Source organism: Brevibacillus sp. GCM10020057 (assembly GCF_042683565.1).
Classification (GTDB): domain Bacteria; phylum Bacillota; class Bacilli; order Brevibacillales; family Brevibacillaceae; genus Brevibacillus.
Genome location: NZ_JBHUJW010000023.1, coordinates 94,327 through 118,791 on the forward strand (window position 1 = coordinate 94,327; position 24,465 = coordinate 118,791).

Here is a 24,465-nt window from a genome sequence, read left to right on the forward strand (position 1 = left end):
GCCCGAACGAGTCATGAGGCTTTTTCGGTTATTTGCCTATAATGATGGATGGGGAAGATCCTGGGATATGTTCGGAGGTTGGAACTTGATGCTCACCTACTTGACAGCGACCTTCGGCTTTCGGGCGACGTGGAACCCGGAGCTGATGGTTCTCACCGCATCGATCGGGATTGCTTACTTCGCGCTCATCGGCCCGCTGCGGCATACGTTTGCTCAAGCGACTCCCGTGTCCTTGCGGCAAAAAGCCTTGTTTTGCATCGGCCTGCTGCTTTTTTACTTCGGCATGGGCAGCCCGCTCAACGTCGCCGGGCATTTTCTGTTCAGCGCGCACATGCTGCAGCAATCTTTGCTCTACCTGGTGATGCCCTTGCTGCTATTGGCCGGAACGCCCAGTTGGCTGTTCGCCTCTTTGCCGGAACGAAAGTGGGCGCGGACGCTGCTGCGGCTGACCACCCATCCGATCACGGCCGTCCTGATGTTCAATGCCCTGTTTTCCTTTTACCATATGCCCGTCATCCTCGACATGGCAATGAACAACCTGGCGATGCACAACCTGATCCACCTGCCCTTGCTTTTGACTGCGCTGCTCATGTGGACGCCGGTCATTGCACCGCTGCCGCAGCTCCATCGCCTGACCGAGCTGCAAAAGCTCGCCTACATTTTCGCAAGCGGCGTGCTGATTACCCCTGCCTGTGCCTTGATTATTTTCGCTGGCGCACCGCTGTACGGGACGTATGTGAACGGGCCGACAATGCTCTGTACGCCCTTCTTTTCCGCTCCCGTCGACAAATCAATGCTGGCTGTCCCGCTGCAGGCTCTTGACGATCAGCGACTGGGGGGTATAATCATGAAGCTGATGCAGGAGGTAACATACGGGTCCGTGCTCGCCTACATCTTCGCCCGCTGGTACCGCAAGGAAAAGGACCAGCCGGACGATCAGCTGCTTCCCCATTAACTCACGAAACGAAAGGGGCACTACCGGACATGCCTGAAGCGTCTGCAGCGTCAGCCTTATGGCTCAGGCGGCTGCTGTTGTTACTCCCTGCCCTCGTGCTCGCTGCACTGGTCGCGTCCTGGTTTCGGGGCGGCACGCAAATCGCCGCGCTGCCAGGCCTTACGCTGGAGACAATCGACGGAAAAGCGTATTCACTCGCCCCGAAGCCTGGCCAGATCCGCCTCGTGGAGCTGATCTACACCCGCTGCCCGGACGTTTGCCCGACGACGACAGCAAAGCTGGTCCAGCTGCAAAAGCGGCTAAAAGAAGCGAATCTGATGGGAAGCCGTGTCGAATTTTTGACCGTCACGATCGACCCGCATAACGATACGCCGGACGTCTTGCGAAAGTACGCCAGGCAGCTGGGCATCGATTCGCAAGGGTGGACGATCCTGCGCGGGGACGAGCAGTCCATCCAGACCGTCACCCGCTCGCTCGGGTTCATCGCGAGAAAGACGGCGGACGGCTTTATCTCCCATACAGCCAGCACGTATGTCGTCGGCGCCAACAACGAAGTCGTCCGCAAATTCGGGATGGGCGACGATTTTGATATCGACCAGGTCTATCAGGAACTGGTGACCATGAACAAGGAAGGATTGTAGCTATGAAACGGTATTTGTTTTCCCTGCTCGTCCTGCTCGCGGCAATGACAGCCGCCTGCGGACACAATCATCAAGAAGCTGCGCTGCCTTCTGCCGATCCGGTCGCGGCCGACTTCGCCATTTTGCCGAAGGAACCTGCGGCAGGCAAGCCCATTACGTTTTCGGTCAAGGTGACGCAAAATGGCGAGCCTGTCAACGATGCCAAGGAAGTCAAATTTGAATGGTGGAAGGACGGGCAGGAGCAGCATGTGACGATTCCCGCATCGCTGCAGAAGGATGGCGTGTACACCGCCCGGCAAACGATTGACGAAGCCGGCTCTTATTTCGTTTATTACCACGTAACCGCACGCGATTTTCACAACATGCAAAAGGTAGCCTTTACCGTCGGCGGGCAATCCGCTTCGTCTGCCTCCCCTGCCCACGCGCAGCACCCGGGCGAAGCGACGGCGGAGCATGAGCATGAGGCTGCGGAGCACGCGCACGCGAGCGGCGTCGATTTTCACTTCATGCCGCCAACCCCGGTCCTGGCAGGCCAGCCGACTCCCCTCATGGTTCACCTGATGAAAGACAATGCCAGTTTCACCAAAGCGGCAGTCCGCTTTGAAATTTGGCAGGGTAGCGCGGCAGAGCATACGTTTGTCGAGGCACGGGAAGAGCAGCCCGGTCAGTACAGCGCGGAGGCGAACCTCCCTGCTGCTGGCAGCTACACAGTGAAAGTCCACGTGGAGAAGGGGGAAATCCACGACCACAAGAGCTTTCCACTCGCCGTACAGCCCAAGTAATCACTTCAATCGCTTCATGCGAGCAGCACAAGGCGCAGCTCCGTTTCTGAATGGAGCTGCGCCATTGTTTGCTCAGCACGTAAAATAGGCGATCCGGTCAAGATCCGTACCGTAATATTCCCAGCGATTGCGTCTCCAGCGATACCCCGATACGGACGTGCGGCTGATGTATACGGGATAAAACCAGAAAGAATTTCCATTTCTCATCCACAAGTAGGCATAGCGGTACAAACAAGGATAGAAACTGCCTGCGTCAATCCGGCGCGTACCTCCGTAACCGCTCGAACCTGGGGAACTCGGCGTCCTGCCAGGCGGCGGTCCTGGCGGCGGAGGAGGAAAGCCTCCGGGTGGCGGCGGAAATCCCCCTCCAGGCGGCATGGGCGGAAAGCGATGTGACATGACGTTTCACCTCCTACAAGTCTCCCTATAGGAAATGCAGCGAATGCGGCTATGGCATGTGCGTTTGCCGCCTGTCATTTACCTATTTTTCCGCTCCTGTCTGCTCCGCTGACATGTCATGCCTGTTCTCCCCTGTCCACGGAAAAAGGGCAACGTCTTCACGCCGCCCCAATCCCGCCTGCATCATTCGTTTTCTGACAAGGGAAAGCCGCCCTGCCTAGTACGGTCGTCCGCCCATGATGAAGCGGTACTCCCAATGCGTTCCTTTGAAATCCGTGATCTTGACGCCGCCGGACTCTTTGGAGAAAGTTTGCAGCAGCTTGTCGTCTCCCATGTAGATGCCCACGTGGGTGATGCTCTGCTTCGCGACGTCGATGTTTTTGTAATCGGACTTTTTATAGCCTTTATAGCTCATGAAAAAGACGAGGTCGCCTTTCTTCAGCTTGTTGATGTCCGTCGTATAGGAGCCGTGGCTCTTGACGTAATTGGCCTGGGATTTGGCGCCTCCCTTGCCCATGTCGATGCCCGCTCCATCCAGATAAGCCCACATCGTAAATTCCGAGCAATCCATCGTCTTCTTGTTCGCGCGGGTCGAGCTGTACTCGTACGGCGTCCCCAGGTATTTCAAGCCAGCTTCGATGACCTTGTCGCCGATGCTGGCAGATGGCGTACCCGGGTCAGGTGTTGTTTGACCCGAATCAGGCGTTGTCGTGCCCGAATCTGCCGGAAGCACGCGCCGCGCCCCGAGCAGCTTTTTCGTATAGTCGGCCAGATTTTTGAGGACGACGGCTTTCTGACCTTCTGACGAGTAAACGTATTGACCGTTTCCGACGTAAATCCCCATGAAGCTCGGCGAACCTTTTCCTGTGGAGGAGAAGAACAGCAAATCGCCTTCCTGCACGTCGTTGACAGCGACTTTCTCGCCCGCTTTGTACAGCTTGGCAATCGTGTCGTCGATTTTGATTCCTACCTGCTTGTATATGTACGTTGCCAAACCTGCCGAGCCAAAAGAATTCGGACCCAATGCTCCATATTTGTAACTTTTTCCAACCAATGTCTTCGCGATCTCTGCGACTTCCGTTGCTTTTGCAGAATTTTGCGAATCTAAAGTTTGAGCTGCTGCTGCATGTCCACCTTCCGTAAACATAAGCAGGGAAGCACCCAGCATGACGGCGACACTCGACTTTCTCAACCAATCTCGTTTCGTCATTCTTTCCCCTCCTGGCTGTCTATCCCAAACTATTGGGTACGGAACCAGTTTACTGGAAGAACGGACGCCCTAACAGGCTGTAAATTTTCCCAACAGAGGAATTGAATACATAGACTGATGACCAAAGCCCTAGCTGCTGCCTGGTCGTATGCGGGCTTGTCCATTCCGTCAGACATAGTCAAAAGCGCTCGTCCGCTTCCATGACGAGCGCATCTTGCAAAAGCTGCTTTACTTTCGTCTCTGCCGGATTTTCGCCGTTTCCTTGCACAAAAAGAGGACAGTTTCGCCCATTCTCAGACGGTGGGAGCCTTTTACGAGAAAAGAAGTGTCCGGGCCGATGCGTTTGGCGAGCAGGCGGTGCAGCCTTGTCTTGGTTTGGCAGTGAACGACGCGATCCGCAGGAAACCCCGAGCGGATGGCGCCGCGGGCAATATGGCGGGCGCTTCTTCCCAGCGTGTACAAGTAGTCTACATTTTTTTGGCTCAAGTAGCGGCCGACGTCTTCGTGCGCGACTACCTCGTAGTCTCCCATCTCCAGCATGCTGGCCAGTACCGCGACTTTCGTCCCGCTTGCGACCTGGCACAGCACATCGATCGCCGCTTTGGCAGCGTCCGGGTTCGAGCTGTACGTATCGTCCAGGATTTGCACGTTGTCAGCCAGACGATAGCGAGTCAGCCTTTTGCGCTGCGCCTGAAACGACTGTAACCCTTCGCGAATGGTCTGAATGGAAAAACCGAGCTCGTCACAGACCGCAATGGCAAGCAACGCATTGTACACATTGTGCACGCCCAGCATGGGCAGGAAAAACATCTCCCGCTTCCCCCGCAGATCGCACGTGAAACGGATGCCCTGCTCGTCGACCTGAATGTCTTGCCCCTGGTAATCCGCCTCCTGGACAATGCCGATCGTAATGAACTTCCCTGCGAACGAGCCGGCGTACGGCTGCCCTTTCAGCTTGCGCGAATACGGACAGTCCATGTTGAGAAAAACCGTCCCTGTCCGCTTCATGTGGCGGATCAGCTCTGACTTCGCCATCGCGATGCCGTCCACCTCTCCGCCGAAATTGCCGATATGTGCCGTACCGACGTTCGTGATGACCCCCATCGAGGGCTGGATGATCTGGCAATGCTTTTTGATATGGCCGCTGCCCGTCATCCCGAATTCGAGAACGGCCGCTTTGTGCTCGTCTTTGATCTTTTTGGCGTGTGCGCGTGTGTTGCCCAGGAAGTTTTTGTTGTACATCGATTTATAGATGTTCCACCGCCTGCCAAGGATGGCAGCGATCATTTCTTTCGTCGTCGTTTTCCCGGCGCTGCCGGTCACTGCGATCACAGGCTTCTGGAGAATGAGCGTCTTCGCAGGTGCCGCTTTCGCCCTTCCTCTGGCTTTGCCTTTTCCGGTGCCTCTCACGGTATGATTCTCCCTCCACTCTGCGCGCACTGTTGTCAAGGATAGTGTATGAGTGCGAGAGACAGCCTGTTTAGACCTTCATCTATGAAAACGTTCCGCTTTCATCCAAAACGAGCTGACGCTTTCCCGAATAGAGTAGAAACGAAAGAGGTGAAGCCAAATGACGCGCAAAGCTACCATCGCCGCAGTAGGCGATATTCTCATGTGGCGGGAGCAAATCGAATCCGCCTGCGTAACGGGCACCGGAAAATATTCGTTTGCGGAAATGTTCGCGCCCGTCGCTGCCATCCTGCAAGGCGCTGATTTGACAATCGGCAATCTGGAGACGACTTTTTCCGGCAAGACACAGCCCTATCAAATCGGCTCTGCCCGCACAGGCTACCCCCGGTTCAACTGCCCCGACGAGTTGGCGCGCGACTTGCGGCAAGCAGGCTTCGACGTTCTGACGACGGTCAACAACCACTGTCTGGACGGCGGCCCCCAGGGTCTGTTGCGTACGCTCGACGTGCTCGATCAGCACGGGATCGCACATACGGGGACGTACCGCAGTCCGCAGGAAGCTTCCAGCCACCTGATCCGCGACGTGAACGGCATCCGCATCGGCATCCTGGCCTATACGTACGGCACGAACAAGCAGCAGGTACCTGCCGATCAGCCGTGGCTCGTCAATCTGCTGCAGCAATCCGCCGTGGAGCAGGACATCTCCCGGCTGCGCCCACAGGTCGATCTGCTGATCGTCTGCCTTCACTTCGGCGTAGAATTTCGCTTTACTCCGACGCAAAAGCAGCGCTGTCTGGCGCAAGCCCTCCTGGAGCGGGGTGCGGATGTCATACTCGGCGCCCATCCCCACGTCCTCCAGCCGGTAACCACACCGCTGATCGCCACGGCAACCGGCGGGAAACGGCGCACGCTGGTAGCCTATTCGCTGGGGAACTTCACTTCAGAGCGCATGCTCTCCTACGACCATTCCCAATGCGGCGCGATCCTGCGCTTTTCCGTGGAAAAAAGCGCGCAGGGGCAGACTGCGATCACCGGCATCTCGGTAATCCCGACTTACTCGCAGCGCTATATCGCAGGAGGCCGCGTACGCTATCGCGTCGTTTTGCTGCGCGCGTATTTGCGCAGACCCGATCGGCATGTGACACTGCGCTCCCGGCGCAGGCTGCAGCAGCTGTGGGCGCGCGTGGTGCAGATTGTGGGGAGGCGGTTTCTATAACTTCTTCCCCTATCTCGTAACGGCAAAGCGAAAAATTCGCCCGGATTTAGAAGAAAGCATTCCCAATCGATTCGGTCGAGATAAAAAAAGAGTACGATTGTCAGCACAATCGCACCCTGCCCTTATGAAAAAACTTGTCTGCGCCAAGCCTTCATCGCACTTATCATAGACATGAATCTGGTAACATCACGGAGACACTTTGACGATTTCCCTGGCACTCGCCTGCCTGAGCACCTCTTTCGCCTCTTCGCGATCCAGCCCGCGGACAAGCTCGATCTCGCTGATCAGGTTCAGCGTCGCGTTGTCCAGCATGATTTTGTCGCTCGTCCCCAGCACCTTGTGCTTGCTGAGCGCCTGCAAATCGCGAACGACTTCGGCTCCTGCAATGATGTCGCCGCTCTTCAGCTTTTCCGTATTCAGCTTGCAGCGTTGAGTCCCATTTACGCTCAGGTCGGGTTTCCCATTCCGGAAGACCGCAAGTGCCTGTTCCAACGTCTGTTCGTCGACAATCTTGCGAATTCCCAAAGCGGACATTTTTTCAACAGGAACCATGATGTCAAGCTCCTTCAACAGCATGTGCAGCACAAAATAGAGATGCTTTTCCCCCAGGAACTCTTTTTCCTCCATTGCCTCGATGATGCCTGCACCGTGCATTGGATAAAAAATCTTGTCTCCAACTTGAAACATTAGTCCACCTCCTGTGCTTCCATCCTCTCCATTATATCACGATGCAGAAAATAAAATTATTAATTTTATCATAAACAAATATTTATAGTCAATAAATTTTATTGTATAAATTTCCTGTTCGAGCATTCTTTCCCCTGGCTGGAAAAATAGCAGGCTTCCACGCTCTTTCCGGCTGGCAATGCCGCTTGCAAGCACTTGGCAAAGTGCAGGGAAGAAAAGGATTCCGGGAGGTTTTGCGGAAGTAATGGTCTGAACTTTACCAACAGGAGGAGTGGGGACTTTTGTCAGGGATCAAAACAATCAAACTCGAGATGAAAATGGACAGCGGGGTATTCGTCGTCCATACAGCAGTGCTGTGGGATGAAGCGGGAGCCGTGCTCGTCGATACGGGAATTGGCGGACAACTGGCATTGATTCAAAGCGTACTGGAGCAGGAGGGCATACCTTTCGACACGCTGCATACGGTTATCATCACCCATCAGGACCGCGACCATATCGGCAGTCTTCCTGAAATCGTCGCCGCGCGCGAGGGAAGCATCCAGGTCCTGGCTCACGAAGCGGCTGTGCCGTACATCGCGGGAGAAATTCCGCTGCTCAAAAGCGGGACGACCGTCACTCCGGTAAAAGTCGACCGCGTCCTGCAAGACGGCGAAATCCTCCCCATTTGGGGCGGCATTCAGGTGATCCATACCCCCGGACATACACCTGACCATCTATCGCTGTACCATCTTCCCAGCAAAACGCTGATCGCCGGAGATGCGCTCACCGCCGAGAACGGTGTGCTCCAGCCGTTCAATCCCGTGTTTACACTAGACAAAGCGACCGCCGTAGACTCCATCGCCAAGCTGCTCTCGCTGGACATCGCGACGGTCATCGCCTATCACGGAGGAGTCTGCACAGACCAGATCCAGGAGCGTCTCGCGCAAATCGTCGAAACGACACCCCGCGCCTGACAAAAAACAAACAACCAGCCGTTACACCCTTTTTCGTGTACGGACTGGTTGTTTTTGCTCTTACGCTGTCGCATCCTGCTTCTGGCGTGCGCCCCCTGCTTTGAAGACGACAACGCCACCCGCGATGACCAGCACACCGAGCAGGTGCTGGTACGTGAAAGGAATCCTGCTGAGCCCCAGCCACCCGAGCGAATCCATCAGTAAGGCTGAGCCGAGCTGGGAGGTTAGCACGATTGAAACCGCATATGTCGGCCCCAGCTGGCGAATCGCCTGCATGATACACGTGACCACCCCTACTCCAAGCAGGCCGCTGCACCAGAACCACGGCTGCATGTGAGACAGCGTGAACAGTTGGTTTCCTTCCAGCAGCAGACCCAGCACGAGCGACGCCAAACCGCCCGTACCCAGTACCAAAGCGGTAGTCGTCCAAGACCCGACCCGTTCGTTCACCCGGCTGTTGAAAATATTTTGCAGGCTCACAAGCGAACCTGCGAGCAAAGCCAGCACCATTCCTGCAACCACACATCCCCACTCCTCGTCTCCGTCTTTATTCTCCTGCCTCTTACTCGTACACGTTTTGCCCTGCCAGCGCCCGCAGGCCGTCCCTGTCTGTGATCACGATGGCCCCTTGCTGCCGCTCGACCAGTCCGTCCGCAACAAACTGCCGCAAGACCCTGTTCAGATGGCGATAGCTGGTGCCGATCAAATGCGCAACATCCACCATGTCCGCCGCATGCAGCTGTCCATTCACCTTTGCATCGGTATCGTCGAAGGAGACAGACAACAGGTAGCTCGCCAGCCGCACCTCGACCGGATACAGCAGATTGAAACTCATGGAGGATGACTTCGCGTAAAACTTTTTCGTGATGTGGTCGAGCAAAAATTGTAGCAGTTGCGGGTCCCCCTCCCCGTATTTGCGCAGCCAGCGATGCTGAATGCCGAGCATGAGCACCGGCGATACCGCCTCCACAGTGTTAACAATATCGGTTCCCCGCACGTATTCGATGTCTCCGATCAGCTCAAGCGGCGTCTTGAACGAGAGGATCAGTGTCCTGCCCTCCGCCGATGTCGTATAGATTTTCAGCTTTCCCTTCACCAGCACGTACAGATGCGTCGCAGCTTCCCCCTGCGTGCACACCTTCTCCCCTTGCTCGAAGCTGTACAAGGACAGGTGCGACTGGATTTGCCCGGAAAAGACCGAGTCCATCTGGAAAGCCCGCAAGTAATGACGCACCTGCTCCAAATCGTGATGTTCTTTCATGACTCCCACTCCCTCCATGTCTCCTGCTGCCCGGGCAGAGCCTTTCACGACAGCTTCAGAATCACGATACCCGCGAGCATCATAGCGATGCCGAGCAACTGCGGGAGCCTCATCCGCTGCCGCACCACTCCGAACCAGCCGTTACTGTCGATCAGAAAAGTCAGGCACAGTTGGGAAATCAGCAAAGCCGATACTGTCAGTGTCACCCCGATCTGCTGAATCGCCGTGACATTGCTGAAAACAATGATCGCTCCAAAAGACCCGCCCGTCAAATACAGCCGCTTCACTTTCCGCAAGCCCCGCCAGTCTGTATCCCGCACGAGCAGCATCACCAAAAAGGCCGCCGCAAATCCCGTAAACTGGGTAATCGTCGCCGTTTGCCATGTGCCGATGCTCGCGCTGATAGCGGCGTTCGCTGCTCCTTGCAGGGTGAGCAGGGCACCGGCTGCCAGCGCAAACAAAAATCCTTTCACGCTCATGGTTGTCATTTCCCCCGCGAATTTTCTTTTTCTCTAGTAAAAGATAGAATTTCGTTCGAGGAAAGGACATATGTCCCCGGCATCCTGGATGCACGCAAAAAAGGGCACCTGAAGTAACAGGCACCCCGCCGGCCAGCTGTTCCGTTCGTTATCTCCCTTGCGTCTGTTTGGTGCGGTAAAACTCGTTAAACAGCTTCATCAACGCCCGTTTCTCGATCCGCGACACATACGAGCGCGAGATGCCCAGTTCACGGGCAATTTCCCGCTGCGTCTTTTCTTTGTCCTGATCGAGGCCGAATCTGCCGATGATCACTTCTTTTTCCCGATCGTCGAGGATGTGGATATGCTGGTAGATCTTGTTGGACTCCAGCTTGAGCTGCACCGCATCCACGACTTCATCCGTCTCCGTGCCAAGGACGTCGATCAGGGTAATTTCGTTCCCTTCTTTGTCCGTCCCGATCGGATCGTGCAAGGAAACGTCTTTCTTCGTCTTTTTCAAGCTGCGAAGATGCATGAGGATTTCATTTTCAATACAACGCGCTGCGTACGTCGCCAGCTTGGTGCCTTTTTCCACCTGGTAGCTCTCGATCGCCTTGATCAAACCGATCGTCCCGATGGAGATCAGGTCTTCGCTGTCTTCACCAGTGTTTTCAAATTTCTTGACGATGTGCGCGACCAGCCGCAGGTTGTGCTCGATCAGCTTGTTGCGGGCATACGGGTCGCCTTTTGCCATCAGACGCAAATACTTTTCTTCCTCCGTGTCAGTGAGCGGTTGCGGAAAGGCATTGTTCTTGACATACGCCACGAACATCAGAAGTTCTTTGAAAACCAACGAGAGTGCCGCAATCAGGCTGGACATGGCTGCCACCTCCACGTCTGGGATAGCTTACTCCTATGCTATGTGGGCGGTAGCCTATATGTGCATGTACGGAAAAAAGGACGGCGCCCCCCTGCCTTTGGCGCCGTCACTCCCCGACGATCATCCCTGCCCAGGCAAACAGACACGCTACCAGCACCGAGGCTGTGACATATGCCGCTGCCTTGCCCACTTCCTGCCGTTGCAGCATTTGAATGGTCTCGAAGGAGAACGTGGAGAACGTCGTGTAACCCCCGAGAAAGCCCGTTCCCAGCAAGAGCCATGCCCAATCCGGCAGCATGTGTTGCCGCTGCCAGGCTGCCAGCAAGCCGAGCAAAAAGGACCCGGTCACATTAATCGTCCATGTCCCGTACGGAAAGTTGTCCGGCGCAACTTTCGCCATCCACTTCCCCAGCCAAAACCGCACCAGCGCCCCGAACACGCCTCCGATCCCTGCCAGCCATACCATCTGTGAACCTCTCCTTTCATTTGCTCCGGCTGTGTTGTTTCTCCACTGCCAATCGGGCGCCGATGGCCGCAAGCCCGATTCCTCCCAGCACGCTCGCCGCGACATACCCGGCTGCCAGGCCGAAGCGCGCTTGCTCGATCAGTCCCAGCGTTTCCACAGAAAACGCGGAAAAGGTCGTAAACGCGCCCGTGAATCCGGTCCCGATCCCCAGCCTGATGTACGGAGGAACCTTGAACCTCGCCGCGGTCACGGCAAAAAACCAGGCCAGGAACAAAGACCCCAGCAAATTGATCACCAGCGTCCCCAGAGGAAAACCGTCTGCTGCCGGTATGACAAGCCCGATTGCGCAGCGTAAAGACGCGCCAAAGAAGCCGCCGATTGCTACTGCCGCACTATCTTTCATCCCAAGCTCCTCCCTCGCAAGTCCCGAAAAGCAAACAAACTCCTACCAGCAGCGCTGCGGCACTGGTAGGAGTCATTCGTCACGCCCGGACGGTTCATGGCGAACGCCATCTCCTGTTCGCATTCATAGGTTGATTGTAAAAAAGTTGCACGCTCGGGTCAATGGGGGCCTGCCGTCGCGTTGTTTTTTTCCGCCAAAGAAATACACATCCGAACCTGCTGGTACCAGTGACAGCCTCGATGAGCCGGGGTTCAGAGCAATACGCAATGGGCAGAAACAGTGCCTGCTGGCAGTCTATACGCTGACGGCTGCTTGCTTGACCATGTGGCTGAACCAATGCCCGCTCACCTTGATCTTTCCGTCCTCGCGATAGCCGATGGACTCGTACAGTTTGCGTGCCCGCCCGTTTTCCTCGTCGACCAGCAAAGCTGCTTTCCCAAAGCCGCGTCGTCTGCATTCCTGTTCAAAGGCTTCCAGCAAAGCCTTGCCGATTCCTTTTCCCCGATATTCCCGGCTGACGACGAGAGTGTCCAAATAAAATTCGTCGTCCCTCGCCTCTTTTACAATATGCGGCGCTTTGCCCGTCTTCCTCTCGACATGCTCGACAAAAGGGCGGTCCAAAACCGCAGTCTGGCTGCCATGGTAAAACAGAGCGAGCCCCACCCGCTTGTCCCCGTCCACTGCGACGACTGCATTTTCGTAGCTGAGCCTGTTCCCGGCCTGGGCAAAAAATCGGCGCACTTCCGCGATGGCGCAAGCAGGCTCTGATGTACCAGTCAATGTATATGCAATGCCGCCAATCGCTTCGTAGATCAGCGGCGCTGCGAAGTCCGCATCCGCAGGTGTTGCCTCGCGTATCATGCTGCTTCCCTCCTTCTGTCGGCGCTGCTTCTCCCGGCGTGCTTCACTCCATTGTGCCATACTCCGCTGAAAGGGTCGAGGCACATCCACACCCCTTCCCGACAGCGCAATGAATGAAACCTCTCCCCTGTGAACAGTCTCTTTTTGAGACCGGTTTAGCCGATCATTTTTTCGATGGTCAAATGTCGCACTTGGCGAAGGTCCACGAATTCGCCGCTTTTCCGCACCAGCGGCCGCATCGGTTCATCCTGATGGATCAAAATGACCTCGACCTCATCCCCGTTGTTCAGGCGGGCGCGCGCTCCGACGTACAGCTGGGCAATATAGTGGACGAACTTCGAGACGATCTCGATGTTGAGCTTGCCATCGCACGCCTCCTTCCACAGCACCTGTGCGGCTTCAAACGGTGAAGTTCTGTCCTTGTAGACACGGTCCGAGCAGACTGCATCGAACATGTCGGCGATTGCCAGCACCTGGCATTCCAAAGGAATTTCATTTCCTTTGCGGCCCTGGGGATATCCGCTGCCATCCAGCCGTTCATGATGGAGGAGTGCGCATTGCGCCAGCAGCTCGGTACCGCCATCCATCTCCCTGATCATTTCATAACCGTAGATCGTGTGCTTCTTTACTTCCTCAAATTCGGCGTCAGTCAGCTTGTCCGGTTTCAGCAAAATATCTTTGGGCACCTTCATTTTGCCCAAATCATGCAAAAAACCGGCCATGCCCATAAAGGCAATCTGTTTTGCGTCCCACTTGATGATCCGGGCGATCAGCGAGCAGAGAATGCCTACGTTCAACGAGTGACGATAGGTATAACTGTCGGTGCCTTCCAAAACGTACAAGGAACGGAACAAGCCGAGCCGATTCACGGTCTGTTCAGCAATCTTGTCAAAAACTTCCGAAAATTTATCCAGACATGAAGCTTCATGCTTCCCGACCTGCTCGAACAGCAATCGGGTCTCGTCCAGCGCTTGTACATAGGCCGCGATCGTTTCTACATCTGCCTCCAGCTCCATGAGCTGCGCTTTGATCTGCTCGCCGGACCCTTCCGAGCGAATCTCCCGCACTTCTACAAAATGGACATGCTGCTTGTGAAGCAGTTCTACGTGAGCAGCCGTAATCAGCGTTTCTTCGGGAAGAAGCAAAACTCCGTTATCCGAAAAAAGATCGCTGGCAAGTACTCTTCCCACAAGCGAATAATCAACAGTTGCCAAAGACATAAGATCCACCCTTCAAGCCTTTTTCCTAAATTATAGAAAGTAAGGATGGTCGTTACAATCTATTTTTTTCAAACTGCTTGAACTCTCTTCCCATTCGGGACGTTCAGCGCGCGAGTTACATATGATGAAAGGCGTACGATTGGTGATTTCTAGGAGGGACATCCGTCTCATGACGATTTTGTACATCACTCCGAAAGCGTGGAAGCAAATCGAAAAAGCCGTGAGAAAGAATCCTACAATCGAGACAGGAGGGGTGATGATGGGCTATCCATTGGGCGACGATCGCTGGGTCGTCACTTATGCGAGCGAGCCGGGGCCCAATGCTATCCAAAATCCCAACTCGGTCTTTTTTGACGACGCCCACCTGCGCAAGCTTGTACGCAAGCTAAGCAAGAGCCGCAAGTGGCAATACCTTGGAGACTGGCATAGCCATACGATCAAGCGACTCTCGCCGAGCAAGGGAGACAAGCGTACGTTCTGGGAAAAAGCGTCGCAGTCCATGTACACTTCTCCTTCCCCACTGATGCTGATCGTCGGCCTGGGCAGGCAAAACCAGGTGCAGGCACGCGCTTTCATTCTGGGGAATTCCCTGCGCGAGGTCGCAAGGATTGAGCTGTTTGACCGGCAAGTTCATCAACCGCGCGGCGAAACATCTCGATAGCTTGATTTCTCCCCCCGCTTGGCTGATTTTCTGAGACGATACAGAGCGCAAATTGCGGCTGTTCATACGGCGCGTAGCCGATGAACCAAAGATGGTTCTGCGCCGGGTTTTCCCCCCCGGTCTGCGCAGTCCCGCTCTTTCCCGCCACTTCCCACGAAGCGCCAGCCAACGCTTGCCCGGTGCCATCCGTCACGACTTTTCGCATCATCTTGCGCAGCTTGCTGGCCGTCACGAAGTCAATCCCTTCGGCAGGCAGCGTCTGCAGGGGAAAGCGGTGAAAAGCCTGGCCGTTGCGGTACGCAATCTCCTCGACCAGACGAACCTGCATCGGCTGGCCGCCGCGCAAAATCGCCACAACCATGTTGGCCGCTTGCAAGGGTGTCACCCGGACATCCCGCTGACCGATCGCCGTTTGTATGAGGACTCCTTCGTCGCGGCGGGATACTCCAGGGGCGAAGATCGCGCCTCGCTGCTCGCCATCTATCTGCCGAAATCCGTCGAGCTTGAACAAATGCGCAGTCACATGCCCGACCTGCTCGGACAAGCCCAGCCGTCTCGCGTATTCCTCCAGTTTTTCGCCCCCGACCCGATTGGCAATCTGGGCAAAGGCAATATTGCATGACTGGGAGTAGGCTTCCTCGATCGTCACGCTGCCGTGCCCGTCCTTTTTCCAGCAGGAAAAATGGTACTTGCCGTACTCGCCCGTACACGTAAAACGTTCTGTCGGAGAAACGATGCCTTCCGCCAGCGCAGCAGCCGCTACGACGGTTTTGAAAATCGAGCCGGGCGGCAGCTGCTTGACTGCCCGGTTTTTCCAGTTTTCCGTGGCAAGGTTCACCTTGGTCTGATCGTAGGTGGGACGGCTGACAATCGCACGGACATCGGCTGTTTGCGCGTCGAGGACGACGATGCTTCCTTGCTGCAAACCGGCCTCATCGGCGATTTTCTCCATTCGCCGCTGAATATCTACGTCGAGGGTAGTCGTCAGCGAGAGCGGATAATATTCGTTGTCCTGCTTGGAGTAGCGGATATCCAGCCCGCGCATCGGGTTGCCTTGCCCGTCCACGTAGTAGGACAGGACAGACGGCTCCACGCCTTGCAGGAACCGGTCGAAGCTGCGCTCCAGCCCGGACGCCCCGATCGTGCTGTCCGCATTCATTTTTCCGCTGGCCCATTCATCCGGGTAGAGCGACTGCACCAGAGCCGGATTTTGATTGATGAAGCCGATGACATGTTTGGCGACCTCATCCGGCCGATACCGCTCCGTGACGGCCAGCGCGACAACGCCGGGGATCGCCAGCGCGTTTACTTCATCCGCCTGTCGCTGCGAGAGCACGACGAGCTTCCCTTCCTCATTTCTTAGCAGCAGCGGAGCCTTCGCATTCTCCATCACTTCCGCCAATCGCTGAACAGGCTGGCCGACGATAGCGGACAGGCGTGAAAGTCCGTTCGTTCCCTCCAGGCTGCCGCGAGCCAAGGGAAAGAGGATCAGGGCGCGATGCTCCTCGCCCGTGAACGCGTAGCCGTTGCGGTCTCGTATATCTCCGCGCCCGCTATGCAGCACGATGCTTTGCTGACGCTGTTTGACCGCGCTCTTCACCAGATCGATGTTGCGTTTTGTGAACCGGTGCGTCGCAGCGATCTGAATCCACCAGAGCCGCGCGATCAATCCGATCCAGATGAAGGTCATCCCCATTAATACGAGAAACTGCCTTCGTTTCATCCGCTTCTCCAGCTGCATCGTCTTCCCTCCCTTGGCTTTTTTAGCCAGTATTGCCCTTTTGCCGGGGAGGGAAACGAGTCGCACAAGAAAACTTGGCGATACCAGCTTTTTTGGCCAAACCGCCGTTGCACTTGTACATGCACGCTTCTGGTAATACGAAAAGGGGCGTCTCCCAGTCAAAAAATCGACTTGGAGACAACCCCTTGGAAATGGACGCATTACGTATTGGCAAGCTGCTGTTTTTTCAGCAAAATGTTGCTGATCTTCGTCGACAGCAGATCGAGAGCGACCAGGTTGTAGCCGCCTTCCGGAATGATTACGTCGGCGTATCGCTTCGTCGGCTCGATAAACTGCAGGTGCATCGGCCGCACAACATTCAGGTATTGATTGACCACAGACTCCAGCGAGCGGCCGCGCTCCTCAATATCGCGCGCGATCCGCCGCACAATGCGCACATCAGCGTCCGTGTCCACGAACACCTTGATGTCCATCAGGTCGCGAATCCGCTCGTCCTCCAAAATGAGCATGCCTTCCAAAATGATGACATCTTTGGGTTCAATCCGGACCGTTTCTTTTTTTCGCGTGTGCACTTTGAAATCGTATATCGGCTTTTCAATGGCTTTACCTTCCAGCAAATCTTTCAGGTGTGACAGCATCAGGTCGTTGTCGAAGGCCAGCGGATGATCGTAGTTGGTCTTGTACCGCTCCTCCATGCTCAAATGATCCTGGCTTTTGTAGTACGAATCTTGCTCAATCATGGCCACACTGTCGTTTTGAAACTGGCGGAACAGTTCCCTGGCGACGGTCGTCTTGCCAGATCCACTGCCTCCAGCTACCCCAATCAAAACGGGGTTGCGCATGCTTCATAACCCCTTTCCTGTTTCACATCGCAGCAGCGTGCCGCAGCTTGTTTTCATGCATCATGTCTTGGCCGTATCCCGCTACTTCTTTTTCAGACTGACAGCCAGTCCGTCGCCTACCGGGAGAAACGTCGTTTCCAGATCAGGATGCCCGGCCAGATGCGCATTGAAGGCGAGCAGCTTGTCGATCATGGGACGTTGGCGCTTGGAAGCCTCGTCCGGTGTCGCTACCAGCCCGCGGAACAGCACATTGTCGCTGATGACGAGTCCCCCGACGCGCAGATGCGGCAAATACAAATCGAGGAAAGTCCGATACTGGCCCTTTGCCGCATCGATGAACAGGCAATCAAACTGATAGGATTGAGGCAGCCCAAGCGTGGCGTCCCGCGACAAAATCTCAATCCGCTCCGCACAGCCTGCTTCGGCTACGTTGGCCCGCGCGCGGGCGAGCCGTTCCTCGTCGATGTCCATGGTGACGATGCGCGCCTTGGGTGCCGCCTCTGCCAGCCAGATCGTCGAATAGCCGATGGCCGTGCCTACTTCCAGGATCGACTTCGGCTGATGCAGCAACAGCAGCGTCCTCATAACTTGCGCAGACGGCAGCTGAACAATGGGGATGTTCTCCGCTTTCGCCTCCTGCTCCAGACGCGTGAGCAGCGGGGAGCGCTCGGGAATCAGGTTCGATATATATTCATCTATCGCCGGATTGGTTATCATCTTTTCACTCCTCTATCTTGCAACCGGATTATTATAGCATAACTCTTTTGCTCATTAAAACAGAGGAAACCGTTTAGTTTCCCCTGCTTTTCGCATTATTCGCGTTGTGCTCCTCCAAAGTGCGAGAGAAGTAATGCTCCGATGTGCCGTCCTTTTTCGTCACGTAAAAGAAGTAATCGTGCTTGGCAGGCATGACCACAGCCTCGAGGGAAGCCCGCCCCGGGTTGGCGATAGGCCCCGGTGGCAGCCCCGGATTTTTATACGTGTTGTACGGGCTGTCCACCTTCAGATCCTCAAAGGTCAACCGGTCCCGCTGCTTGCCGAGGACAAACTGGACTGTGGCGTCCGCCTGCAGCGGCCATTTGTCGCGCATCCGGTTGTAAAATACGCCCGCCACGATTGGCCGTTCCTTGTCGACTGTCACTTCCCGCTCCACGATCGAAGCGAGATTGACTGCCTCATCGATGGTCAACTTGCGCGCCTTGATTTGTTCTGTCCACTCCGGCTTCCACTCTTTCTGGAATTGGGCCAGCATTTTGGCCACGATATCATGGGCGGTGGCGTCTTTTAACACTTCGTACGTCTCGGGAAACAAATATCCTTCCAGACGATGCTTGCGTTCTTTGCTTTCAGGAATCTGGGCGACGAATGGAAACTCGGAAAAATCCCCCTCGTCCGCTTCCTTGAGGAAGGCGGCCTTGTCCACGATGCCTTCCTTGTCCAAATGGTCGGCGATCTGCTCGATGTTCCACCCCTCGGGAATGGTAAAGCGCTTCGCGGAGACGATCGCCTTGCCTTCCGTCATGTCCTGAAGCATGGCATCAATCGTCTGTCCGGCCGTAAACTGGTACTCCCCTGCTTTCAGCCCCGGGGCCACGCCTTTATACTTCACATAGTAGCTGAACATATTTGCATTTCGGATCAAACCCGCCTCTTCCAGCAAGCGTCCGATTTCCTTGATGGATGCGCCTGTGGGGATCGTTACGTTCCGGGCGGTTTGTTCGCCTTCGACCGGCTGCAGCTGCTGATAGACGTACAGGACTCCTCCCCCGACGACCACGACCATCAGCAGAAAGAGCGCAGCGATCAGACGGAAAACTCCTCCGCCTCGCCTGCGGCGCATCACACCGGATCGATCTGCCTGACGATCAGGCCTCACTGACATGGGTTTCAAGTGCGAAATCCTCCCTTTAGGGTCTCTACTCTCAATCCTATTTATTATACAGGAGGGATGTCGGGCTTGTCACTGTGCAGCCTATTTTCACAAACCTGGACAGCTTCAACCCTCTTTTGTTTTGCGGGAGAAGCTTGCTTTTCTCAGATAATGGGTTGCAATGACAAACACCGCCATGATTCCGGAATAAGTCAAAAGAACGTTTGCGACGCTCACGTTTCCTCCCCGCCGACGGGGTTGACCTTCTCCCCCGGCTGGTCTCTCTCCTCTCATTTCGCCTATTTCTTTGCCACCGACAGCTTTTCTGCCTTCTGGTCCTGCTTGATTCGTATGTACGCTAAAAGCCGACACCGAACTTTTCAGTCGCGTAACGAACGAAGTCTGATTGATTTGGTACACACCAAAGAGCAGAACGATCACCGTCAAGCCCTGCGCTGCATACCGCAGCCAGGATCGGCTCTTTTTCACGCACGTCATTTTCTTGCACATGTTCAAAACCCACTGCCAATGCAGGCCGACATGGACCCCGACTAGCGCCAGTACCAGGAAGGACACCGAGATATGGGTCATTTTAAACCAGCCTTCATTGCCCACGTGAATATTCGGAAATACGATACGGGAAACCAAAATTCCGCTGACAATAATAAAGGTCATGGAGAGCAGCAACAGCAGATTCAACGCATAACTGCCGCGAACTCTCCACGATAAGCCGCGATCGAACATTTTTACAGTGACTCGCTTCACCCAATCCAAATTCAGAAGAACATGCGTGATGTAGGCAGCAGCAAAAAAGAGACCCGCGATTTCATGAAAGGCTAACCCGCCTAGCACATTTTTGTTGAAGAACAAGACAAACAATACGGCCATGACAACATCAAGCAAAAACTTTACATCATTGATTTTTTTCATTCTCTCCACCCTCCATAATTGCCTGTAAGTACTGTAGCGCTCGAATCTTTCATTCACCTTTGAAAAATTGGATTTTCGTAATAAAATTTATGATAGGCAATTCAAGAGGGATGAATATTTATGTAACGTATACAATATTTGCGCAGCAGCTTAACATGAAGACCATGGTTATGATACAGGAAAAAATAGCGATTTTATCAAGTTTCCCCATGGCAATCCAACTTAACATACCCTCTTGTCCATGTAAGATACCATTGCATAATTGCATGAAATACTCAACACTTTACACGCACATTTAACAATATTTGCCATTTTAATTTAATTTATTTCTCAATAACCTTTTGTATATTTCTGGGAGGGCTGTTTATGAATCCAGCTGATTTTGCGCCGACCCCGCAGAACTTACAGCAAGTCCTGATAAAAGCATGGTCTCTCCAATCAAGCTCAAAGTGGACTCCAAATAACCCTGCACGGGGACAGTGCGGAGTGACAGCTTTAGTCGTAAATGACTTACTCGGCGGCGAAATTGTGAAAACGCCATTACCTGATGGCGTTCACTTTTACAACCGCATTTCGGGACAGCGATACGACTTCACCGAGTCTCAGTTCAGAGAACCTATCGTCTATGAAGATCAGTTATCAAGTCGGGAAGAAGCCTTCCGTGATACGAATGCAGAACAATACAACTACCTGAAACATGCGGTAGTAAATTTTCTGTCCCAATATCTCCCCTGACAAATAAAAAAAGAGAACCCCGTATATAGGGGCTCTCCCGTTTTGGCAGACTAGATACCGTCCTTCTCCAGATCGGCGATCAGCGTCTCGAAAGTGGCTTCGACTTGCTCCCACTCTTCGTCGTCTTCGATCGGCTGGAGCATGTCCGTGCCGTCGTAGCGCAGGAAGTGAACTTCATACTCTTCCTCGTCCTCCTGGTCGACAGGCACCAGCACCAGGTAGCTGCGGTCTTCAATGTCAAAAATGTACATGATGCGGAAGTCGCGTGGTTCCTCGGTTCCTTCTTCGGTCAGGGCGATCACATCGCCCACTTCAAATTCTTCGTGCATCTCTTCACTCATCTTGGGTCACCTCGATTTTGCGTCCAAATATCCCTGGAGGATCAATGTGGCCGCCATTTTGTCAATTACCGTTTTGCGCTTTTGACGACTGACATCGGCAGAGATAAGCATACGCTCCGCAGCCATCGTCGTCAACCGTTCGTCCCACATGTGGACGGGAAGAGAAGTACGTTCCTGCAGAAGCTTCCCGAATGCCTGACACATTTCCGCGCGCGGGCCAATCGTGCCATTCATGTTTTTCGGCAGTCCGACCACAATAGCTCCGACCTGGTACTGGGCGATCAGCTCTTTCAAACGGGCCAGATCCTTTTCCTTGGACTGCCGTTTGATAGTCTCTACCCCTTGGGCAGTCCAGCCCAGCTCGTCGCTGACCGCGACACCGATCGTCTTGTCGCCAACATCCAATCCCATTAAACGTGTCATATTCGCAGGTTTACTTGCGTTCGGACAAGTAAACGGTCACCAACTCTTCTATGATTTTGTCCCGTTCCAATTTGCCAATCAGGCTGCGCGCGTTGTTGTGACGTGGGATAAACGCCGGGTCGCCAGAAAGCAAGTAACCGACGATCTGGGTGATCGGGTTATACCCTTTTTCCTGCAGGGCCTTGTACACCTCTGTCAATGTCTCTTGCACATCCGCCGCATTCGCTTCCTTTGGCACCGTGAATTTCATGGTATTATCCAACGAACTCACAATCAACACCTCGATTTCCTCTGAGACTAATAGCCCTATGGCTTTTTGCTACCCAATGTATTCGACTTCGGACGAGCCTACTCCTTGTCGATTTCAGAAAATAGTTGTCCAGAAGTGTTATTTCGCCACTGCCTGACTTTTTACGAATTCGGCTACAGCGTCCAGCGCTTCCTGCAGCTTGGATGGGTCTTTTCCGCCCGCTTGCGCCATGTCTGGACGGCCACCGCCGCCGCCGCCGCAGCGTGTCGCTACTTCCTTGATGATCTTGCCGGCGTGGATGCCTTGCTCCATCAGGTCTTTGGTGACCCCTGCCACGAGGTTCACTTTCTCTCCATCTACTGCACCGAGGACGATGACAGCGGAGCCGAGTTTGTTTTTCAGCTCGTCCACCATGCCGCGGAGGTTATCCATATCGACAGCCGAGGCACGGGCAGCGAGCACGTTGATACCGTCCACCTGCTTCAGCTGGTCGGTCAGGGAAGCTGCTTCGATATTGCCCAGCTTGGCGCGCAGCGATTCGTTTTCACGCTGCACCTCTTTCAACTGCTGCTGCAGCCCTTCCACGCGCGCAGGCACCTCTGCCAGGACAGGTGCTTTCAAGGCTTGCGCCACTTCTTTCAGCGTCGCGAACTGCTGGTTCAGGAACTGATAGGCAGCACGTCCCGTAACAGCCTCGATCCGGCGTGTACCTGCGCCGATTCCGCTCTCGCTCACAAGCTTGAACAGGCCGATTTCCGCCGTGTTGTTCACGTGGCAGCCGCCGCACAGCTCCAGGCTGTAGTCGCCTACTTTGACGACGCGGACGACGTCGCCGTATTTTTCGCCGAACAGCGCCATGGCGCCCATCGCTTTCGCTTCTGCCAGCGGTTTGTTGAAGATCTCGACAGCGAGGTTTTCCCACACTTTTTCGTTGACAATCGCTTCGATGCGCTCCAGCTCTTCCGGCGCGATCGCGCTGATATGGGTGAAGTCAAAGCGCAGTCTTTCCGGCGCGACCAAGGAACCCGCCTGATTGACATGCGTGCCCAGAACATCCTTCAACGCCTGGTGCAACAGATGTGTCGCGGTGTGGTTTTTCGTAATCGCCAGACGCGCTTCCCGATTGACCTCTGCGTGCACTTCATCGCCTTTGCGCAGCGTGCCTGCTTCGACGATCACGGAGTGGATGTTTTGGCCTTTTGGACCTTTTTGTACGTCCGTCACTCGTGCCTTTACGGCGTCAGAGACCAGGAAGCCTTCGTCGTTGATCTGTCCGCCGCTCTCTGCGTAGAAAGGCGTTTTGCTCAAAACGACCTGAACCGTCTGGCCTTCTTCTGCCTCATCCACCAACTGGTTGTCCCAAATGATCGCTTCGACCTTTCCTGTTGCTACCAATTCAGTATACCCAACAAATTCGCTCGTAACCGTCAGCTCGGACAACGGACCGCCCTGAATCTGCATGCTGTCTACGTCCTGACGGGCAGCACGGGCGCGCTCGCGCTGTTCTTCCATCGCTTTGTCGAAGCCGTCGCGGTCTACCGTCAGACCCTGCTCATCCGCAAAGTCTTCCGTCAGATCGACCGGGAAGCCGTAAGTGTCGTACATTTTGAACACATCTTGACCGGACAGCTGCGTTTTGCCTTCCGCCTTGGCGGTTTTCACCATTTCGGAGAGGATCGCCAGCCCGTCGTTCAATGTTTCGTGGAAACGCTCTTCTTCCGCACGGATTACTTTTTCGATGAACTCGCGTTTTTGCACCACTTCCGGATAGAATTCGCCCATCATGTTGCCGACAGTGGCAGTCAGGCTGTACAGGAACGGTTTTTCCACGCCCAGCTTTTTGCCCATGCGCACGGCACGGCGCAGCAGACGGCGGATGACGTAGCCGCGACCTTCGTTGGAAGGCAGTGCCCCGTCCCCGATCGCAAACACGACAGTACGCGCATGGTCCGCGATGACTTTCAGGGCAACGTCCATTTCCGCGCTCGACTTGTAAGCGACACCGGAGATTTTGCTCGTCTCCTCGATCAGCGGGAACAACAGGTCGGTTTCAAAGTTGTTGTCCACGCCCTGGAGGATGGATGCCATCCGCTCGAGACCCATCCCGGTATCGATGTTTTTCTTCGGCAGCGGCGTGTAGGTGCCGTCCGGATTGTGGTTGAACTGGGAGAATACCAGGTTCCACACTTCCAGATAGCGCTCGTTTTCGCCGCCTGGGTACAGCTCGGGATCGTTCGGATCGTTGCCAAACTCCTCGCCGCGATCGTAGAAAATCTCTGTGTTCGGGCCGCTCGGGCCTTCGCCGATGTCCCAGAAGTTGCCTTCCAGACGGACGATGCGCTCTTCCGGAATTCCGATTTTTTTGTTCCAGTATTCAAAGGCTTCTTCGTCTTCCGGGTGAATTGTGACGGAGAGCCGCTCCGGATCGAAGCCGATCCATTTCGGGCTGGTCAAAAATTCCCACGCCCACTCGATTGCTTCTTCCTTGAAGTAGTCGCCGATGGAGAAGTTCCCCAGCATCTCGAAGAACGTATGGTGGCGTGCAGTGCGCCCTACGTTTTCGATGTCGTTGGTGCGAATCGATTTTTGCGAGTTGGTAATACGCGGATTGTCCGGGATGATGCGTCCGTCAAAATATTTTTTGAGGGTCGCGACGCCGCTGTTGATCCACAGAAGGGACGGATCGTCGATGGGAACCAGAGGAGCACTCGGTTCAATGCGATGTCCTTTTTCCACAAAGAAATCCAGGAACATGCGGCGAATTTGATTGCCTGTCAGTTTCTTCATTTCCATTCTCCTCTTATGAAAAAATAAAAAAAGCCCCCATCCCCTCAGGGACGAGAACTGTTTTTCTCGCGGTACCACCCTGC

Annotated in this window: 27 protein-coding genes and 1 riboswitch; of the genes, 7 read left to right on the forward strand and 20 right to left on the reverse strand. The window is 54.8% G+C overall.

Going from position 1 to position 24,465, the window contains the following annotated elements; translation table 11 throughout:
* The first annotated feature begins 85 nt into the window (after positions 1-85).
* From ctaG to ACFSO0_RS07370, 3 genes are read left to right on the forward strand one after another with little or no spacing between them, the layout of a single operon-like run.
* Complete coding sequence (ctaG, locus tag ACFSO0_RS07360; RefSeq protein ID WP_376878895.1) at positions 86-955, forward strand: cytochrome c oxidase assembly factor CtaG; 870 nt, start codon at positions 86-88, stop codon at positions 953-955.
* Between the two features lie 29 nt (positions 956-984).
* Positions 985-1,596: an SCO family protein gene (locus ACFSO0_RS07365; RefSeq protein ID WP_376878470.1), complete on the forward strand. Its 612-nt coding sequence runs from the start codon at positions 985-987 to the stop codon at positions 1,594-1,596.
* A 2-nt stretch (positions 1,597-1,598) separates the two neighbouring features.
* On the forward strand, positions 1,599-2,378 hold the full coding sequence (locus ACFSO0_RS07370) for a FixH family protein (protein ID WP_376878472.1): 780 nt from the start codon (positions 1,599-1,601) through the stop codon (positions 2,376-2,378).
* Between the two features lie 616 nt (positions 2,379-2,994).
* On the opposite strand, the gene ACFSO0_RS07375 is transcribed toward ACFSO0_RS07370, so the two are convergent.
* Positions 2,995-3,987 carry a C40 family peptidase gene (locus ACFSO0_RS07375; RefSeq protein WP_376878474.1) on the reverse strand — a complete coding sequence of 331 codons (993 nt, stop codon included), beginning with the start codon at positions 3,985-3,987 and terminating at the stop codon, positions 2,995-2,997.
* Between the two features lie 228 nt (positions 3,988-4,215).
* A complete protein-coding gene (locus ACFSO0_RS07380; protein ID WP_376878897.1) occupies positions 4,216-5,274 on the reverse strand; it encodes a UDP-N-acetylmuramoyl-tripeptide--D-alanyl-D-alanine ligase in 1,059 nt (352 codons plus the stop codon).
* A 283-nt stretch (positions 5,275-5,557) separates the two neighbouring features.
* Between ACFSO0_RS07380 and ACFSO0_RS07385 the strand changes: the two genes are divergently transcribed.
* Positions 5,558-6,613 (forward strand): CapA family protein, encoded by a 1,056-nt coding sequence (locus ACFSO0_RS07385; RefSeq protein WP_376878476.1) that lies wholly within the window; start codon positions 5,558-5,560, stop codon positions 6,611-6,613.
* A gap of 186 nt (positions 6,614-6,799) precedes the next feature.
* On the opposite strand, the gene ACFSO0_RS07390 is transcribed toward ACFSO0_RS07385, so the two are convergent.
* Positions 6,800-7,300, reverse strand: a complete 501-nt coding sequence (locus tag ACFSO0_RS07390) for a CarD family transcriptional regulator (RefSeq protein ID WP_376878478.1) — start codon at positions 7,298-7,300, stop codon at positions 6,800-6,802.
* Positions 7,301-7,581: 281 nt separating this feature from the next.
* Here ACFSO0_RS07390 and ACFSO0_RS07395 point away from each other — a divergent pair, with 281 nt between their 5' ends.
* Positions 7,582-8,253 (forward strand): MBL fold metallo-hydrolase, encoded by a 672-nt coding sequence (locus ACFSO0_RS07395; protein WP_376878480.1) that lies wholly within the window; start codon positions 7,582-7,584, stop codon positions 8,251-8,253.
* Between the two features lie 60 nt (positions 8,254-8,313).
* On the opposite strand, the gene ACFSO0_RS07400 is transcribed toward ACFSO0_RS07395, so the two are convergent.
* From ACFSO0_RS07400 to ACFSO0_RS07435, 8 genes are all read right to left on the reverse strand, one after another.
* Positions 8,314-8,775 (reverse strand): DMT family transporter, encoded by a 462-nt coding sequence (locus ACFSO0_RS07400; protein ID WP_376878482.1) that lies wholly within the window; start codon positions 8,773-8,775, stop codon positions 8,314-8,316.
* 40 nt (positions 8,776-8,815) lie between these two features.
* Complete coding sequence (locus ACFSO0_RS07405) at positions 8,816-9,514, reverse strand: Crp/Fnr family transcriptional regulator (RefSeq protein ID WP_376878484.1); 699 nt, start codon at positions 9,512-9,514, stop codon at positions 8,816-8,818.
* 44 nt (positions 9,515-9,558) lie between these two features.
* Complete coding sequence (locus ACFSO0_RS07410) at positions 9,559-9,987, reverse strand: DMT family transporter (protein ID WP_376878899.1); 429 nt, start codon at positions 9,985-9,987, stop codon at positions 9,559-9,561.
* Positions 9,988-10,141: 154 nt separating this feature from the next.
* Positions 10,142-10,852, reverse strand: a complete 711-nt coding sequence (sigK, locus tag ACFSO0_RS07415; protein ID WP_376878486.1) for an RNA polymerase sporulation sigma factor SigK — start codon at positions 10,850-10,852, stop codon at positions 10,142-10,144.
* 106 nt (positions 10,853-10,958) lie between these two features.
* Positions 10,959-11,318, reverse strand: coding sequence for a fluoride efflux transporter CrcB (gene crcB, locus ACFSO0_RS07420; protein ID WP_376878488.1), 360 nt, complete (start codon positions 11,316-11,318; stop codon positions 10,959-10,961).
* A gap of 16 nt (positions 11,319-11,334) precedes the next feature.
* On the reverse strand, positions 11,335-11,721 hold the full coding sequence (locus tag ACFSO0_RS07425; RefSeq protein ID WP_376878490.1) for a fluoride efflux transporter FluC: 387 nt from the start codon (positions 11,719-11,721) through the stop codon (positions 11,335-11,337).
* 59 nt (positions 11,722-11,780) lie between these two features.
* Positions 11,781-11,844, reverse strand: a riboswitch (Fluoride riboswitch).
* A 171-nt stretch (positions 11,845-12,015) separates the two neighbouring features.
* Positions 12,016-12,582 (reverse strand): GNAT family N-acetyltransferase, encoded by a 567-nt coding sequence (locus tag ACFSO0_RS07430; protein WP_376878492.1) that lies wholly within the window; start codon positions 12,580-12,582, stop codon positions 12,016-12,018.
* A gap of 155 nt (positions 12,583-12,737) precedes the next feature.
* Positions 12,738-13,802 carry an HD-GYP domain-containing protein gene (locus tag ACFSO0_RS07435; protein WP_376878494.1) on the reverse strand — a complete coding sequence of 355 codons (1,065 nt, stop codon included), beginning with the start codon at positions 13,800-13,802 and terminating at the stop codon, positions 12,738-12,740.
* 169 nt (positions 13,803-13,971) lie between these two features.
* Between ACFSO0_RS07435 and ACFSO0_RS07440 the strand changes: the two genes are divergently transcribed.
* The gene (locus tag ACFSO0_RS07440) at positions 13,972-14,463 is read left to right on the forward strand and encodes a Mov34/MPN/PAD-1 family protein (RefSeq protein ID WP_376878496.1); all 492 of its coding nucleotides are present in this window, start codon (positions 13,972-13,974) and stop codon (positions 14,461-14,463) included.
* Here ACFSO0_RS07440 and ACFSO0_RS07445 read toward each other — a convergent pair.
* The 5 genes from ACFSO0_RS07445 to ACFSO0_RS07465 form a co-directional block, all read right to left on the reverse strand.
* A complete protein-coding gene (locus ACFSO0_RS07445) occupies positions 14,375-16,204 on the reverse strand; it encodes a peptidoglycan D,D-transpeptidase FtsI family protein (RefSeq protein WP_376878498.1) in 1,830 nt (609 codons plus the stop codon). The genes ACFSO0_RS07440 and ACFSO0_RS07445 overlap by 89 nt on opposite strands.
* A gap of 200 nt (positions 16,205-16,404) precedes the next feature.
* A complete protein-coding gene (gene udk / locus ACFSO0_RS07450; protein WP_376878500.1) occupies positions 16,405-17,046 on the reverse strand; it encodes a uridine kinase in 642 nt (213 codons plus the stop codon).
* 81 nt (positions 17,047-17,127) lie between these two features.
* Positions 17,128-17,763: an O-methyltransferase gene (locus ACFSO0_RS07455; RefSeq protein WP_376878502.1), complete on the reverse strand. Its 636-nt coding sequence runs from the start codon at positions 17,761-17,763 to the stop codon at positions 17,128-17,130.
* A gap of 73 nt (positions 17,764-17,836) precedes the next feature.
* Positions 17,837-18,937, reverse strand: coding sequence for an endolytic transglycosylase MltG (gene mltG / locus ACFSO0_RS07460; protein ID WP_376878504.1), 1,101 nt, complete (start codon positions 18,935-18,937; stop codon positions 17,837-17,839).
* Between the two features lie 105 nt (positions 18,938-19,042).
* On the reverse strand, positions 19,043-19,846 hold the full coding sequence (locus ACFSO0_RS07465) for a DUF4405 domain-containing protein (RefSeq protein ID WP_376878506.1): 804 nt from the start codon (positions 19,844-19,846) through the stop codon (positions 19,043-19,045).
* 366 nt (positions 19,847-20,212) lie between these two features.
* On the opposite strand from ACFSO0_RS07465, the gene ACFSO0_RS07470 reads away from it, so the two are divergent.
* Positions 20,213-20,581, forward strand: a complete 369-nt coding sequence (locus ACFSO0_RS07470) for a YunG family protein (protein ID WP_376878508.1) — start codon at positions 20,213-20,215, stop codon at positions 20,579-20,581.
* A 50-nt stretch (positions 20,582-20,631) separates the two neighbouring features.
* On the opposite strand, the gene ACFSO0_RS07475 is transcribed toward ACFSO0_RS07470, so the two are convergent.
* From ACFSO0_RS07475 to alaS, 4 genes are all read right to left on the reverse strand, one after another.
* The gene (locus tag ACFSO0_RS07475; RefSeq protein ID WP_376878510.1) at positions 20,632-20,922 is read right to left on the reverse strand and encodes a DUF1292 domain-containing protein; all 291 of its coding nucleotides are present in this window, start codon (positions 20,920-20,922) and stop codon (positions 20,632-20,634) included.
* 6 nt (positions 20,923-20,928) lie between these two features.
* Positions 20,929-21,345 (reverse strand): Holliday junction resolvase RuvX, encoded by a 417-nt coding sequence (gene ruvX, locus ACFSO0_RS07480; RefSeq protein WP_376878512.1) that lies wholly within the window; start codon positions 21,343-21,345, stop codon positions 20,929-20,931.
* A 10-nt stretch (positions 21,346-21,355) separates the two neighbouring features.
* A complete protein-coding gene (locus tag ACFSO0_RS07485; RefSeq protein WP_007727936.1) occupies positions 21,356-21,616 on the reverse strand; it encodes an IreB family regulatory phosphoprotein in 261 nt (86 codons plus the stop codon).
* Positions 21,617-21,733: 117 nt separating this feature from the next.
* Complete coding sequence (gene alaS / locus ACFSO0_RS07490) at positions 21,734-24,382, reverse strand: alanine--tRNA ligase (RefSeq protein WP_376878515.1); 2,649 nt, start codon at positions 24,380-24,382, stop codon at positions 21,734-21,736.
* Positions 24,383-24,465: the final 83 nt, after the last annotated feature.

Coding starts and splice junctions, on each gene's coding strand:
- ACFSO0_RS07365 (WP_376878470.1), top strand. CDS start 985: ATGCCTGAAGCGTCTGCAGCGTCAGCCTTATGGCTCAGGCGGCTGCTG.
- ACFSO0_RS07370 (WP_376878472.1), top strand. CDS start 1,599: ATGAAACGGTATTTGTTTTCCCTGCTCGTCCTGCTCGCGGCAATGACA.
- ACFSO0_RS07375 (WP_376878474.1), bottom strand. CDS start 3,987: ATGACGAAACGAGATTGGTTGAGAAAGTCGAGTGTCGCCGTCATGCTG.
- ACFSO0_RS07380 (WP_376878897.1), bottom strand. CDS start 5,274: ATGATCGCTGCCATCCTTGGCAGGCGGTGGAACATCTATAAATCGATG.
- ACFSO0_RS07385 (WP_376878476.1), top strand. CDS start 5,558: ATGACGCGCAAAGCTACCATCGCCGCAGTAGGCGATATTCTCATGTGG.
- ACFSO0_RS07390 (WP_376878478.1), bottom strand. CDS start 7,300: ATGTTTCAAGTTGGAGACAAGATTTTTTATCCAATGCACGGTGCAGGC.
- ACFSO0_RS07405 (WP_376878484.1), bottom strand. CDS start 9,514: ATGAAAGAACATCACGATTTGGAGCAGGTGCGTCATTACTTGCGGGCT.
- sigK (WP_376878486.1), bottom strand. CDS start 10,852: ATGTCCAGCCTGATTGCGGCACTCTCGTTGGTTTTCAAAGAACTTCTG.
- crcB (WP_376878488.1), bottom strand. CDS start 11,318: ATGGTATGGCTGGCAGGGATCGGAGGCGTGTTCGGGGCGCTGGTGCGG.
- ACFSO0_RS07425 (WP_376878490.1), bottom strand. CDS start 11,721: ATGAAAGATAGTGCGGCAGTAGCAATCGGCGGCTTCTTTGGCGCGTCT.
- ACFSO0_RS07430 (WP_376878492.1), bottom strand. CDS start 12,582: ATGATACGCGAGGCAACACCTGCGGATGCGGACTTCGCAGCGCCGCTG.
- ACFSO0_RS07435 (WP_376878494.1), bottom strand. CDS start 13,802: ATGTCTTTGGCAACTGTTGATTATTCGCTTGTGGGAAGAGTACTTGCC.
- ACFSO0_RS07440 (WP_376878496.1), top strand. CDS start 13,972: ATGACGATTTTGTACATCACTCCGAAAGCGTGGAAGCAAATCGAAAAA.
- ACFSO0_RS07445 (WP_376878498.1), bottom strand. CDS start 16,204: ATGCAGCTGGAGAAGCGGATGAAACGAAGGCAGTTTCTCGTATTAATG.
- udk (WP_376878500.1), bottom strand. CDS start 17,046: ATGCGCAACCCCGTTTTGATTGGGGTAGCTGGAGGCAGTGGATCTGGC.
- ACFSO0_RS07455 (WP_376878502.1), bottom strand. CDS start 17,763: ATGATAACCAATCCGGCGATAGATGAATATATATCGAACCTGATTCCC.
- ACFSO0_RS07465 (WP_376878506.1), bottom strand. CDS start 19,846: ATGAAAAAAATCAATGATGTAAAGTTTTTGCTTGATGTTGTCATGGCC.
- ACFSO0_RS07470 (WP_376878508.1), top strand. CDS start 20,213: ATGAATCCAGCTGATTTTGCGCCGACCCCGCAGAACTTACAGCAAGTC.
- ACFSO0_RS07475 (WP_376878510.1), bottom strand. CDS start 20,922: ATGAGTGAAGAGATGCACGAAGAATTTGAAGTGGGCGATGTGATCGCC.
- ruvX (WP_376878512.1), bottom strand. CDS start 21,345: ATGACACGTTTAATGGGATTGGATGTTGGCGACAAGACGATCGGTGTC.
- alaS (WP_376878515.1), bottom strand. CDS start 24,382: ATGAAGAAACTGACAGGCAATCAAATTCGCCGCATGTTCCTGGATTTC.